General features: G+C 46.8%; 13 protein-coding genes and 1 tRNA gene. 9 read left to right on the top strand and 5 right to left on the bottom strand.

Going from position 1 to position 13,912, the window contains the following annotated elements; translation table 11 throughout:
* Positions 1-162 precede the first annotated feature (162 nt).
* Positions 163-2,106 (bottom strand): protein kinase domain-containing protein, encoded by a 1,944-nt coding sequence (locus RIG27_RS18515; protein ID WP_446347551.1) that lies wholly within the window; start codon positions 2,104-2,106, stop codon positions 163-165.
* Positions 2,107-2,370: 264 nt separating this feature from the next.
* Between RIG27_RS18515 and RIG27_RS18510 the strand changes: the two genes are divergently transcribed.
* Positions 2,371-3,363, top strand: coding sequence for a ribose-phosphate pyrophosphokinase (locus RIG27_RS18510; protein WP_446347549.1), 993 nt, complete (start codon positions 2,371-2,373; stop codon positions 3,361-3,363).
* Between the two features lie 123 nt (positions 3,364-3,486).
* On the opposite strand, the gene RIG27_RS18505 is transcribed toward RIG27_RS18510, so the two are convergent.
* The 4 genes from RIG27_RS18505 to RIG27_RS18490 form a co-directional block, all read right to left on the bottom strand.
* Positions 3,487-3,957 carry a DUF3531 family protein gene (locus tag RIG27_RS18505; RefSeq protein ID WP_446347547.1) on the bottom strand — a complete coding sequence of 157 codons (471 nt, stop codon included), beginning with the start codon at positions 3,955-3,957 and terminating at the stop codon, positions 3,487-3,489.
* A gap of 96 nt (positions 3,958-4,053) precedes the next feature.
* Positions 4,054-4,138 (bottom strand) — tRNA-Ser (locus RIG27_RS18500).
* A 30-nt stretch (positions 4,139-4,168) separates the two neighbouring features.
* Complete coding sequence (locus RIG27_RS18495; protein WP_446347545.1) at positions 4,169-5,110, bottom strand: TIGR04168 family protein; 942 nt, start codon at positions 5,108-5,110, stop codon at positions 4,169-4,171.
* A 317-nt stretch (positions 5,111-5,427) separates the two neighbouring features.
* A complete protein-coding gene (locus tag RIG27_RS18490; RefSeq protein ID WP_446347543.1) occupies positions 5,428-6,186 on the bottom strand; it encodes a choice-of-anchor W domain-containing protein in 759 nt (252 codons plus the stop codon).
* 235 nt (positions 6,187-6,421) lie between these two features.
* On the opposite strand from RIG27_RS18490, the gene RIG27_RS18485 reads away from it, so the two are divergent.
* From RIG27_RS18485 to RIG27_RS18450, 8 genes are all read left to right on the top strand, one after another.
* Positions 6,422-6,685: a hypothetical protein gene (locus tag RIG27_RS18485; protein WP_006101951.1), complete on the top strand. Its 264-nt coding sequence runs from the start codon at positions 6,422-6,424 to the stop codon at positions 6,683-6,685.
* A gap of 94 nt (positions 6,686-6,779) precedes the next feature.
* On the top strand, positions 6,780-8,354 hold the full coding sequence (locus tag RIG27_RS18480; protein ID WP_446347541.1) for a metallophosphoesterase family protein: 1,575 nt from the start codon (positions 6,780-6,782) through the stop codon (positions 8,352-8,354).
* Between the two features lie 106 nt (positions 8,355-8,460).
* Positions 8,461-8,649: a DUF4089 domain-containing protein gene (locus tag RIG27_RS18475; protein WP_446347539.1), complete on the top strand. Its 189-nt coding sequence runs from the start codon at positions 8,461-8,463 to the stop codon at positions 8,647-8,649.
* The gene (locus RIG27_RS18470; RefSeq protein WP_446347537.1) at positions 8,646-10,019 is read left to right on the top strand and encodes an AtzE family amidohydrolase; all 1,374 of its coding nucleotides are present in this window, start codon (positions 8,646-8,648) and stop codon (positions 10,017-10,019) included. The genes RIG27_RS18475 and RIG27_RS18470 overlap by 4 nt, the downstream gene beginning before the upstream one ends.
* Positions 10,020-10,043: 24 nt before the next feature.
* Entirely contained in the window at positions 10,044-10,601 is a 558-nt protein-coding gene (locus tag RIG27_RS18465; RefSeq protein WP_446347557.1) for a 5-formyltetrahydrofolate cyclo-ligase, read from the top strand.
* A 57-nt stretch (positions 10,602-10,658) separates the two neighbouring features.
* Complete coding sequence (locus RIG27_RS18460; RefSeq protein WP_446347536.1) at positions 10,659-11,498, top strand: carbohydrate ABC transporter permease; 840 nt, start codon at positions 10,659-10,661, stop codon at positions 11,496-11,498.
* A 173-nt stretch (positions 11,499-11,671) separates the two neighbouring features.
* The gene (locus tag RIG27_RS18455) at positions 11,672-12,130 is read left to right on the top strand and encodes a DUF29 domain-containing protein (RefSeq protein WP_446347534.1); all 459 of its coding nucleotides are present in this window, start codon (positions 11,672-11,674) and stop codon (positions 12,128-12,130) included.
* Positions 12,131-13,051: 921 nt separating this feature from the next.
* Positions 13,052-13,798 carry a PEP-CTERM sorting domain-containing protein gene (locus RIG27_RS18450; RefSeq protein ID WP_446347532.1) on the top strand — a complete coding sequence of 249 codons (747 nt, stop codon included), beginning with the start codon at positions 13,052-13,054 and terminating at the stop codon, positions 13,796-13,798.
* Positions 13,799-13,912: the final 114 nt, after the last annotated feature.

Below are 13,912 nucleotides of genomic sequence, written 5' to 3'. Positions count from 1 at the left end.
GTTGATAGTTCCGACAGTGCCAAAAACTAGCGTTCATTCTTGGGTGTCATGACCAAAAAAGCGTAGCCAACCTTGCCAGATGGTAGGTTACTCTTTTTTACGGCTGAGTCTGCACGCTCACCCCGCCTCCCCAAAATGTTTTGGGTAGGTATGGGTAGACATTTACGAGCGGTTGGTTAGACTGACACCCAATGTAAAAGTGGTTGGTCTTTGGGCAATTACATCAATGATATAGTTGCCCCCTTGAGGCAATTGTGCCTGCCAAAAGTTGATGTTTGAGGCATCTTCGATTAACTGACCATTGGGATTGCGGATATTTAACGTGACATCACCTTGAATAACTTCTACCGCTAGTTGCTGATTGGATTCCACATTGACACGATACCGTTTTACCCGTTGCGGTGCGGTTTGACCTTGAAACTGAATTGCCTGTTCTCCTTCAGGAATTATCAGCTGTTCGGTTTCGTAAGTGGGAGAAGGAGAGGGGGATGGGGATGGCGATGGCGATGGTGATGGCGATGGCGATGGCGATGGCGATGGTGTGGGTTCAGGGGCTTCCGTTAAGTCTAGATTGAGTTGGTATTCAGTTTCTGGAAGTTCCGGAATTAAACTTAATTGAATTGTGTATTCTCCCGTGTAGGGAAGTTGACCTCGCCATTGCTGTACCCTTGTCGCGCGATCGCCTAGGGGTTGCTCATCGGGTCCGAGGACGGTCATGTAAACCCCTTGCGTGGGAATAAACGCCTCCAACGTCTGACCTTCTTCTGCCTGAATCTGGTAGTTAACAATAGCATTGGGCTGTAATCTTCGTTCAATAGACAGTTCTCTACCAGGAGACAAATCCAGAGTTTGACTATATTCGCGGGGACTAGGACTAGGTGAAGGTGAGGGAGATTCAGTTTCCGTGGGTAAAGGAGACGGAGACTCCACAATTGTTTCTGGGGGAGTCGGTTCCTGTCTTAATCGATTCGCAATTGCCCAAGAAACCAACCCTACAATCACGGCAAGTACTGCACCAATTGCCACAACCACCCCAGGCTTTTCCCAAATCGAGTCGTTACTAGGTTCAGGAATCACAGGTTCAGATTGGGCGGATGGTCTTGCGGGTGGTGTTTGCGGTTCCGGACGGCGTCCTACGGCTACGGTTGCCATCCCAGAGGCGTTAGTATTTGATTCTGGTGCGGCGGCGGCTGGCGGAGAGGGAGATTGCAAGGCTTGAAGTACATCTGTTGCCGAGGGATAGCGATCGCCCGGTCTGTAACTGAGCATCCGGTTCAGAATCCGGGTAAGGTCGTCACTTACACTCACCCATCGTTGCCAGTTCCAGGTTAACTGGGTATTATCCAATAATTCCCTGGGTTCTTTGCCTGTCAGGAGTACCACAGCAGTAACCGCGAGGGAGAAAAGGTCACTACTGCAATAGGATTTTCCAGTTTGAATTTGTTCGCTGGGAGCATACCCCAGTTTGCCAACTGTTGTGGCTGGGGTTGCCATATCCGGCGACTGCAAACGGGTAGCGAGTTCCTTGACCACACCAAAATCAATTAGTACCGGGAGTTGGTCGCCCTGGCGCAGAATAATATTATCGGGAGTAATATCGCGGTGGATGATTCCCTTAGTGTGAATATGTTCTAATACGGGCAATAATTGCTGTAGTAGCTGTTTAACTTCTTCTTCGGAGAAGACGGGATTCCCCAGGGGTGTATTTTGAGGCGGTGTGGGAATCCCTACGGCTTCCGTTCCGGGTGTGGGATTGCCAGCTAGCTGTTCTAGGCGATCATTGAGTAACTCGCGATAGGTTTTCCCCTCAACGTAGTCTTGTGCCAAGAACAACCGCCCATCCTGCTCAAAGGTGGCTCGAAATTCCGGGACTTGAGGGTGTTTGATTTGATAGAGGGTGGTTGCCTCCCGTTGGAACAGTTCTTTGGACTTCTCCAACGTATAGGCTTCAGTCTGAGGCGGAATCAATTCTTTGAGCACACAAAGTTCTTTAAACCGATTTAGGTCTTCCGCCAGGTAAGTTCGACCGAATCCCCCTTGACCCAGAACTCGGATCAAGTGGTAACGGGCTTGCAGAATAGTTCCAGAGGCGATCGGTTGTTCCATGAGCTTGTGAATTGGAGTTTAGGGGAAAACAGGCAGGAAGGATAGTGAGTTCCTAGTCTACAAGTCTAAATTTTATGAGAAGATGGTCACATCCTGGCATTTATTACATTTATTTTATCTGTGGCTCCTGAAATGTTAATTATTTGTTCTGTTTGTATGAGTTTGATTAACAATTGGATATTTTAGTCATTTTATGAGAAATACTAGAACCATAGACAACAGCAAATGTTAAGATTGCCTTGAAATGAGCTTCGAGGGTCTGCTGTGAGCCGTTCTGCAACGTTAACGCTTCAGCCTACGCTGCCGCTAATCGCGGATAATAATCGTCTCCGACTGTTTTCTGGGTCTGCTAATGTTCCACTAGCACAAGAAGTTGCTCGCTATTTGGGCATGGACATTGGACCAATGGTTCGCAAACGATTTGCCGATGGCGAGTTATACATCCAAATTCAAGAATCCATTCGTGGGTGCGACGTTTACTTAATTCAGCCGAGTTGCCATCCGGTAAACGATAACCTGATGGAATTGCTGATTATGATCGACGCCTGTCGGCGAGCATCCGCACGGCAGATTACTGCTGTTATTCCATACTACGGTTATGCCAGAGCCGATCGCAAAACCGCCGGACGTGAATCAATTACCGCTAAGTTAGTGGCAAATTTGATTACTGAGGCGGGCGCGAATCGGGTATTAGCGATGGATTTACACTCTGCCCAAATTCAAGGGTATTTCGATATACCTTTCGATCATGTCTACGGTTCTCCAGTAACCTTGGACTATCTGGCAAGCAAGCAATTACCTGATCTGGTGGTTGTTTCCCCCGACGTGGGTGGCGTAGCTAGAGCCAGGGCTTTTGCCAAAAAGCTGAATGATGCGCCCTTAGCCATTATTGACAAGCGACGGCAAGCGCATAATGTGGCAGAAGTGATGAATGTGATTGGAGATGTCAACGGAAAAACGGCTGTTTTGGTAGACGATATGATTGACACGGCGGGGACGATTGCTGCGGGTGCCAAGATTCTGCGTCAAGAGGGAGCTAGACAAGTGTATGCTTGTGCGACTCATGCCGTCTTTTCGCCACCTGCGATTGAACGCCTCTCCGGTGGGCTCTTTGAAGAAGTGATTGTCACCAATACAATTCCAGTTGCTCAAGACAATTACTTTGAGCAGCTTACGGTGCTTTCAGTCGCTAACTTGTTGGGAGAAACCATTTGGCGCATTCATGAAGACAGTTCGGTAAGCAGTATGTTTCGGTGATACAAGTCGGGGTGCAGCGAAACAAAGATGTGTTGATGTTTAACGTTTGAATAAGAGGGCGGGTTTAGTCAAGTTATCAGTTGTTGCTAAACGTTAGCGGTGAAACCCGCCCCTACCCAATATTTAACCCACTCGTCCATTATTATCCTGAGACTCGTAAAACAGAGACTCTTGACGGCTTTTTATGGGCCAATCTTCATTCTCACCGCCGATGATGACTCGTTCGATGTGAACATATTCTTTAGACAGTTGCTTCAGGGCATTGATCAGAACATCGAGTGCGATCGCATCCGATGTGCCTAAGTCAAACCAGCATCGTCCCCAGGTTCCCTGATAATCAAAGTCTCCTTGATTATGCATCAGCGCCATGAGGGTGCTGTCTGTCTCTCGGTGATCATAGTCCATATAGCTAATATCCACACCCGTCTCCTGCACTTGCAGGTTCTCCGCATCAAATCCACCCAATTTCCCCAGGTAAAACCAGGAATTGAATAACTCTTCAATATAATCTTTTTCCATGGGGGAAGGAACAGTGGCAAACTCTAGCCATATCCACACATCGAATGGGTTATACTCGCGAAACTCTACCTGCATAAGTCATCAGTCATCAGTTATCTAGAAATTTGACCGGGGTGAAGTACCTCTCCCCCAGCTTCCCCATCTCCCCCATCTTATCTTCCCCAGAACTAACGGAGAGGGTGGGATTCGAACCCACGGACTCTTTCGAGTCACTCGATTTCAAGTCGAGCGCATTCGACCACTCTGCCACCTCTCCAGGCTTATCTATCATACCAAGCCTAAGCGTTCATGGCGACTGTCTGGAAACAAATTGTCCGCCAACCGGTTGAGGATGCCGATAGAGAAACTCTTCTAGTACAACAGAATGGTCATTTCCCACCCAAACGAGAGAAATTGAAGCAACCCCACCCGCTTCCAGAGACACCAGCGAAAAATTCCGCAGTCGGTCTGTTTCCGTTTGCACAATTCGGGGTACACTGGCTGAATTCAGATATACGGTTCCCTCTGAACTGGTTGTTACAATCGTTCGCAATCCCTTGGTTGTGTGGCGTAATCGGTGATGCATGTGACCGAAGGTGACCAAGGGAATCTGTTTTCCCAGTGCCTGAACTTGCGCGATCGCGGCTTCAAAATCGGGGTCTCCATGATCGCCGCCCAAGGGATGCCAGTCCCTGCCACAAGGCGATTCGGCTTCCTCGCCTAACCCCGTGGGTCCATTGTGACCTAAAAACAGAATCGTGTTGTAGTCTGTGGCTTGGGCGGCGGCGACAATTCGTTCAACGGATTCCTCAAAACTGTTGACCCCATACCAATCCCGATAGAAGTCTTGATTTTTCCAAGCTGATCCGCCCCAACTAAACGGACGCCCCCCGACTACCGAAAGTTGAAGTTCGGGAAAGTCCAGATATCCGTAACCCACATGGGCATCTCCGAGCGCCTCTAACTGATCCTGTAACCAATTTTGCTGTTGACGGTTGTATGGACATTTTTTCCGTCCCCAAGCCGATGCGCTATACCAAGCGTCATGATTTCCCAGAATTACCGCTTTCGGCAGATCAACCGCAGCCACTTGCTCCACAACCCCCACTGACTCGTTGCCAAAATCCCCGACAAACAGCACCAAGTCAACCCCCAAGCTTTGGAGTGCGATCGCGTCTTGGGCTTCCCACTGATCGTGAACATCACCAACGACGGCAATTTTGACAGATGGCTGATTATGACTGGTCATATTGATAGTTTTTTAATTATTCCTGTTTCCAGCATAAAAAAAGCCGCACTCGTTGGCTTAAGTCCAAAACCCATCTGAGGGTTTGTCGGGGCGATCTGATGACGAAATGAACAACCGTTACATAAGAATTACTCAACGTTGCGCCCAAGCTAACACCACCTGTACGGGCTTGGGAACTTAGGGGCTTGGGAACTTAGGGGCTTGGGAACCAAGCCCCTACTTAATGACACGCTTGTTCTGGCTGGTGGGCAATGCCCACCCTACGGTATATCAAGGTTTCGGTGATCCCAAACGGCAAATTTTCAGTGCGATTGACTCTAAGCTTTTTTACGCCATAGCACCGAACTGACACCGAACATGCCAATGGCGACTAGTCCTGCAACTGTACCGGGTTCCGGTATCGAAGCATAAGAAAATCCTTCAATTTTCAAGCCAACTCGCGAACGAGCATTCTCTAGGTTAGGATTCGGAGAACCCTCTAGCCAATTCATATTGGCAATACCCGAAAGCGATGTAATGGAGGTATCACTGGCAAAATAGTTCTTCGTGATATTGGTGTTCCCCTCACCTAGGGGCGCAGTAGCAGAACTGGATACTGGCTCGACGGCGATTCCGTTAACAGCATTGACGCTCAGCAAAATTTCCGTACCGGGATCAACTCGACCTGAAGTCGTTGTCGCTCGTGTCCAAAGGTAAAACCCATTTAAAGACTTAGCGGGTGGATTATCTTGGTAGAACGCAATGGTTTGCCCACCTAGGGTAAAGGAAACGGTATTTCCATCCCAATTTAAAAGCCATGGCACCTCTTGATCATTCTGCCAATTCCAGTTTAATTGCTCAACAGTTGTATGGATATCATCTTCTTTGGTAGAAAACTCCCAGTCAGCATTGCCTTTGGCTCCTGCTCTCCCTTCCACCGTCCAGTTCAAGTTAGTCCAGCCTTCGGGGACAGCATCACCCTCATGTACAAACGTTAAATCAATCGCCGCAGCAGGTTGAGATAACAGACCAAAACTCAGGACGGAGGCTCCAGCCGCTAACGTTGTGGCGACTAGCTTGTTGTGTATCATGTTCATCACGATCTCCAAAATAGACGAGACAATATTTTTTGCTATAGTAACCAGTTTAATTCTTTAAGCAGAAAAAAATATCAGGTATAGGCTGTTTCCCATGTAACCTGCCTAATTTGATGGCTGAATCCCTCGTCTGGAGGATAATTCCTGGGAAAATTTAGAGGGGGTGTGGTTGGGTTTGGGATTTAGTCGAAACTCCAGTACTCTATATAGGCGTTGAATCAGGAGTGTGTTACCCATGGAATTGGTTAAAGTACAAATGATGTTCGAGAACGCCCCGCGAACATCCCATAAGGACTATTCACCGGAGTTGGAAGACTTAAACGGGGAACGGGTGGAATTATCTCGTCTACCTTGCTGCGGCGAGTTGATTTCGTTTGCGGAAGGGATGCTACACGATGTCGGACCCTGCTTCACGGTGATTGAGGTTGTCCATTTCGCATCCCCAAAGGAAAATGGTTTGGTCGGTCAAATTATGCTCCGCAAGTGTTTTCCTCGCTAGAGCATCATTTGGTCAGATCCCCACATTAGGATAGATGATAATTCTCAATATCGGACGATAATCTCAAAACGCAAACCTTTGACTGTGAAGCATTATGCAATTTGTGTCCGATCCTCCGATTGCCGAGAAAATCCAGCAGATGAAGCAACGAGTTCGCTGGCAAGATCCATTGTTCCTTGAACGGGATATTGATCAAACTCGGCTGGTATTAGACGATGACAGACCCGATCATCCAGAGTTTTCCTTTTTAGTCATCGGTGATACAGGCTTCGGGTCTCACAAACAACATGATCCACAATGCAAAATTGTGGAAATGATGCTAAATCACCGCGATGACTGCCGTTTTGTTTTGCATACCGGCGACGTGGTGTATCAGGTTGGTTCGAGTGAATATTATCCCCAAAACTTTATCAAACCCTACCGCGAGTTTCTCGTCGATGGCGACTCTCACCATAAAATTTCTTATGACAAAATGGTGTTTAATCTTCCCTTCCTCACCATCCCTGGAAATCACGATTACTACGACTTACCCTTAGTCTATGGCTTTATGGCACAGGTAACTTGGCCCCTACGCCATCTGTTAAAGACTAAACTGGATTTGAATGTCGGTTGGCACGGATCGCATAAGGGCAAAGCTTATACTAAAGCATTCTTAGACTATCTGAAGCCATTGAAGCAATGGGGACAGTTAGAAAATCATTTAGATCACCACTATACGGCGAAAACAGATACAGGACGTTGCTTGCGGTATCAACCCGGAGAATTTACCCGCTTACCTAACCGTTATTATACGTTCCGTAGTGGTGGAATTGACTTTTTTGCCCTCGATTCCAATACCTTTAATTCCCCCGCACCGATTCCAGATACGCGAGAAGGGGAAGCCTTTCGCCGCCTTTTAGAACAGCGACGAGATGAATTAGAAGCCGAAAAAATGCAACTTATAGAAGCCTCGGTTACCCTGGATGCGGATAACCCGGAAGAGGCGGAACAGCTTGATGATTTGAATGTGAAATTAGAGCAAATTGATGAAGTAAGCCTGGATATTAATAAACAATTGGCATCGGATGAAGAAACCACGATTGATTTTGAACAATTGGACTGGCTGCGACAACGGCTAATCCAGTCTTGGCAGACTCAAGACGTAAGAGGACGGGTGATTTACCTGCATCATCCTCCTTATGTAACCGAAGCCACGAAATGGCAACAGGCACAAACATGGGCAGTTCGTCGCAGCCTGCGCCAAGTTTTGGATGCTGTGGCGACGGAGGTGGGTGATTTAGCCCAGGGGCGTCCTTTGGTGGATTTGGTGCTAACCGGTCATGCCCACTGTTTAGAATATCTAGAAACGGTGGATACTGGACATGCAGATTCTTATATGCCCTGGATTATCTGCGGTGGGAGTGGTCATAGTTTACGCCGTCAACGCAAAGAAGGGTCAGAGATTATGGAATCCGTTGGGTTTATTGACAATAATCCTTCCCGTATGGTGGCGCGATCGCACTTTTATGCGGGGCGTCATGGTCATGGCTCTAAAAAGCAGCGACTCTATTCATTTTTACGAATTGATGTTCAGGAGGGGAATCCGCCGAAGTTCCGAGTTCAACCATTTATGGCTGAACGATGTCACCAAACGTGGAATAATTATGCTAAGGAAGCGTTTGTTATTTGATTTGTCATTTGTCATTTGTCATTTGTCATTTGTCATTTGTCATTTGTCATTCGTCATTGGTTAGGGAAGAGGGAAGAGGGAATAGAAAATCAACACTGATGAAGCTATGACTAAAGAAACCGTTGATTTTGGTGAATATGTCGATCGCATGGCGGAGTTGATGGATCTACCAATTAACCCAGAATACCGTCCTGGTGTCGTTGATAACATTACTCGAATTGCCGCGATCGCACAATTGGTGAATGAGTTTCCCTTACCGGATACTATAGAAGCCGCACCAGTCTTTGAACCATGACCTTTAATTGGAGACAAGCCGACGCTGTAAGCATTGCTACGGCGGTTTATCAGGGTGAAATAACCGCCAGTGCGATCGCGCGGGATTGTTTGGCGCAGATTCATGCCCGTAATCCTGGCTTAAATTGTTTTACCGCCGTTACCGCTGACACGGCAATAGCTGAGGCGGAACGGGTGGATCAGGCGATTAGCCGAGGGGAATTTCCGGGTGTGTTGGCGGGGGTTCCGTTTGCGGTGAAGAATTTGTTTGATATTGCGGGATTAACCACCCTAGCCGGATCAAAAATTAATGCCGAAAATCCCCCAGCTAACCAAGATGCTACCGCTGTTACCCGACTGAAGCAAGCCGGGGCGGTGCTGGTGGGGGCGTTGAATATGGATGAATATGCCTATGGGTTTGTGACGGTTAATAGCCATTATGGGGCAACACCAAACCCTCATGATCCGACTCGCGTTTCTGGTGGATCATCTGGGGGTTCCGCCGCTTCAGTCGCCGCCGGATTAGTCCCCCTTACTTTGGGTTCCGATACTAATGGTTCAATCCGGGTTCCGGCTTCATTGTGCGGGGTTTTTGGGTTAAAACCCACTTACGGGCGTTTATCCAGGGCGGGGGCGATTTTATTTTCCAGTAGTCTAGACCATATTGGTCCTTTTGCCCGGTCAATCCGGGATATTGCTACCGCGTTTGATATTCTTCAGGGACATGATCAACGTGATCCCGTCTGTACGCAACGCCCCCCAGAACCTTGTTTACCGCAACTAGAACAAGGAATCGAGGGATTACGGATTGCGGTAGCGGGAGACTATTTTGCTCAAGGTGCTACCCCAGACGCCTTAGATGCTGTTGCTAAAGTCGCCCAGGCGCTGAATGTCACCGCTACAGTGAGCATACCGGAAGCGCATCGGGCAAGAGCGGCGGCTTATATTATTACAGCGACAGAAAGCGCTAACTTACATTTTGCCAACTTGCGATCGCGTCCCCAAGACTTTGACAGAGCCACGCGCGATCGGTTTTTAGCGGGGGCTTTAATTCCTGCCTCGTGGTACATCCAAGCGCAACGGTTTCGCCAATGGTATCGCCAAAGGGTGCAGGAACTTTTTCGGACAGTAGATATTATTCTCGCCCCGACGACGCCTTGTGTCGCCCCCCGCATCGATCAAGAAACAATGGTAATTGGGGGAGAAGAGATATTAGTGCGCCCGAATTTGGGACTGTTTACCCAACCTTTATCTTTTATTGGATTACCTGTTTTATCGGTTCCTGTCAAGTTGTCTAGTTCTCTACCCTTAGGTGTGCAAATTATTGCCGCTCCTGATCATGAAGCCATGATATTACGTGTCGCCGCTGTATTGGAGGGGAAGAAATTATAATTGGCTACTGATATTCTCTCAAACATGACCAAAAAAGAATTACGGCGGCGACTGCTGAAACAGCGACAAGCCATGACAAAGGAAGACTGGCGAGAAAAGAGCGATCGCGTATGTACCCAGCTTCAGTCTTCATCCCTATTCACTCAGGCAAAAACGATCCTGGCTTATTTTAGTTTTCGCCAAGAACCTGATCTCCATCCCCTGTTTACCGATACCCAACACTGTTGGGGATTCCCTCGGTGTGTCGGCAAATCTCTTCTCTGGCATAGCTGGAAGTGCGGAGAAGCCCTACAAACCGGGGCTTATGGTATTTTTGAACCCCATGCCAATTCCCCTACCTTAGAGCCTGATGACGTGGATTTAATCTTAGTGCCAGCGGTAGCGTGCGATCGCCGAGGCTATCGTTTAGGCTATGGGGGTGGATTTTATGATCGCCTGCTGAGTTCGGGGATATCGAAGCCGACTATCGGAATTATCTTTGATTTTGCCTTCTTGCCTCAACTCCCTATCGATGGATGGGATCAACCTTTAAATGGGGTTTGTACGGAAACAGGAATAACGATTTTTGGTAGGGTGCGTTAGCAAAGCGTAACGCACCGCCTTAAAGATTCATTGTCCTCCCCCTACAGCAAAAATACGATGAGTAAAACGCCGGGAAAACAGATTTGGCAAAGGTTGTGGACGTATATTCTCTTGAGTGCGATCGCGTTGGTGATGCTGTTTCCCCTCTTCTGGTTAATTAGCACATCATTGAAGTCTTCCACAGAGAATATCTTTGCCTTTCCACCTCAACTGTTGCCGAGTCAACCGACAATTGAGAACTATATCAAAGTCTGGAAAACGAATCCCTTTGGTCAATATCTCTGGAATAGCGGCATTGTTGCTATTCTCACTGTTACGTTAAATCTCCTCTTTTGTTCTCTGGCGGCTTATCCCTTAGCCCGACTCAATTTTCGCGGACGCGATATCCTTTTCGCGATTATCGTTTCCACGATTATGATTCCCTTCCAAATCGTGATGATTCCCCTCTACATTTTGATGGTGCAGCTTGGCTTACGGAATAGTTATTTAGGCATCATTTTCCCCAATTTAGCCTCAGCCTTTGGCATTTTCTTATTACGCCAAGCCTTTCAAGGCGTTCCCAAAGAACTTGAAGAAGCGGCTAGGATGGATGGCTGTTCGGAGTTAGGATTGTGGTGGAATGTGATGATTCCCGCCGTTCGTCCGGCGTTAGTCACCTTGGCTATTTTCGTCTTTATTGGCTCATGGAGTGACTTTCTGTGGCCCCTAATCGTTCTGGATCGACCAGAATATTATACCTTACCTTTAGGTGTTGCTAGATTAGCTGGAACCTTTTCCCTCGATTGGCGTTTAATTGCCGCCGGTTCAGTTATTTCTATTGCCCCAGTTTTGCTATTTTTTATTCTGATGCAGCGGTATATCGTACCTAATGATAGTGGGAGTGGTGTGAAAGGGTAGATTGTTTTGTCTGGGCGGGTTTTACAGATAACTTATGGCATACGCTGATAATCTAACTAAACCTGCCCCTGTACGGGTAAGAGCTTAGGGGATAAAACAATGTTTTTATTGTCATTTTTTTTGCGAATTAATATATTATAAATTAATAGGCAATCAATCAGGCAATATAAGCCATGACTTCAATATCCTACGAAAATGACTTTTATGCTTGGACGCAAGAACAAGCAAAATTACTAAGAACTGGAAAAATCCATCAAATAGACTGGCAAAACATTGCTGAAGAAATAGAAGACATGGGACGTAGTGAAAAGCGACAACTCGAAAGCCGATTAGAACTATTGGTTATGCATTTACTCAAATGGCAATTTCAACCTAATCTGCGCTCTCGTAGTTGGCAATTAACCATTAAAGAGCAACGTCTTCGCTTAGAGAAGCTATTCCAAGAAAACCCCAGTCTCAAATCCAGTCTCGATAATGCCCTCGAAAAAACCTACCCCCTCGCTACTCTTAGCGCCGAAAAAGAAACTGGATTATCCTCATTTCCGGAAACTTGTCCTTATACCCTAACTGAGATCTTATCCCCTGAATTTTTACCCGAACAGGGTTCGTATAGCAACCGCCATAGCGGTTAGGACACATCATTTGGTAGAGACGTTCCGGCGGAACGCTGAAGGGGTGACAAGCAAGTACCCCCATGATTTTTGGTGGGTTACGGCGGGTAGTTCATTCAACGGTTACTGGTTTTGATTGAGTTTCCGCCTAACCCACCCTACAAATTCCTTGCACCTCTCTCCCCTTTCTCCCCCCCATGCAAAAAATTGCGTCCCTACGGATTCTTAATTAAACCTTTACACAACTCTCAGCTTTATTCACAACAGCTTCACCACAAATCCCCGTCAATTAGGTTACGCTTCAGGAATAATTCCACTAATAAATAGACTCTGGGGACTAGAGTAACTCATCCCCAAAGCCTTGGAATAATCGACATTAAAATTAAATCTTGCTTCTTATTGTAGTGGGACAGTCCCAGTCACTATTCATACAGTTATGACAGTTGATCAGATGGCACAAGCCGATTATCCATCGCCTGTATAGACGCGACATATCCTGTCTCTACTGATTCGGGTCAAGACTTTACACCACTCCTACCTTTATTCACGTTAGCTTCACCACAAATCCCTGTAAATCAGGTTAGGCTTCAGAAATAGTTACATCAATAAAGAAGCTCTGGTGACTGAATTTACTCATCCCCAAAGCATTGAAATAATCGACATTAAATTCAATCTTGCTTCTTATTGTAGTCGGGCTACCCAAACCATTCATACCATAGATGTGACAGTTAAAAATAAGGCACAAGGACAGATGACCCATGAAAAAAACTAACTTAGTTTTATCAACGCTTTACACAATTTCCAGTTTTCTTCACCGTAAGTTTACCACAAAACCCCAAACAACCAGTTACAGTTAAATCAAGGAACTAAACCTCCAATAAATAAAAATCCAAGTTGCCTAAACTTGGTTCAATCTTCTCTCAGTCCTAAGGAGTAATCGACATGAAATTCAATCTAGCTCAAACCATCAACAAAACCTTGACCCTGGCTACCGCAGGAGCCGTTCTCAGTCTCGTCACCCTCAACGCGAATCCAGTTAAAGCCGCTGGCATTAAAGTCATTGACTTTTCCGAATTTGAGGTGGGTCAAAACCTGACGGGTGAAACGACAAAAGCGGCTACACTCTCTGTGTCAGGTCAGGGAAACACTGGTGGAAACCCTCGCGAACTGATGATTTTTGATACCTTCTGCGATGGGGGACCAGCGAGTAATTGTTCAGGTGAAGATGATGACTTATTCTTCCCCTCTCCAGACTTTAACTTTGGGAATGCCCTAATTATTAGTGAAGATAATAACTCCGCTGACCCGGATGATTCCCGCTTTGGTGGTACGATCACCTTTAACTTTAATCGCCTAGTTCGTCTAGAACAGTTTGGACTTCTAGACATCGATGAAAGCAACAATGTTACGATCACAACTTATGCTGATGCGGCGGGAACTCAGCAAGTCCAGCAATTTTCAGTTCAGGGTGCAGGTAACAACGAAACTCAAAGCGTAACCGGTTTCAATAACACCTTGGTTCAGCGCTTAGATGTATTTCTCCCTGGCAGTGGTGCCGTTGATAATATTGCTTATGAACCCGTACCCGAACCTCTGACTATTTTGGGTTCAGCGACAGCCCTCGGCATTGGCGGATTGCTGAAGCGACAGCATTCTAGAGGGCGCAAAAATTCCAAGCAAAAGGATTAACCGACATCTGATTCGGATTCCTTTGGCTGTGGCGTTCAATCTTGGTTGGGTAGAGACGTTGCATGCAACGTCTCTACAATCAGTGCCAATCACCGATATGATCAGAACGTTACT

This window comes from Coleofasciculus sp. F4-SAH-05 (assembly GCF_040222985.1).
GTDB lineage: Bacteria > Cyanobacteriota > Cyanobacteriia > Cyanobacteriales > Coleofasciculaceae > Coleofasciculus > Coleofasciculus chthonoplastes.
The sequence above is the reverse complement of the archived record's forward strand: the minus strand, read 5'-3'. Positions and strand labels throughout refer to the sequence as shown.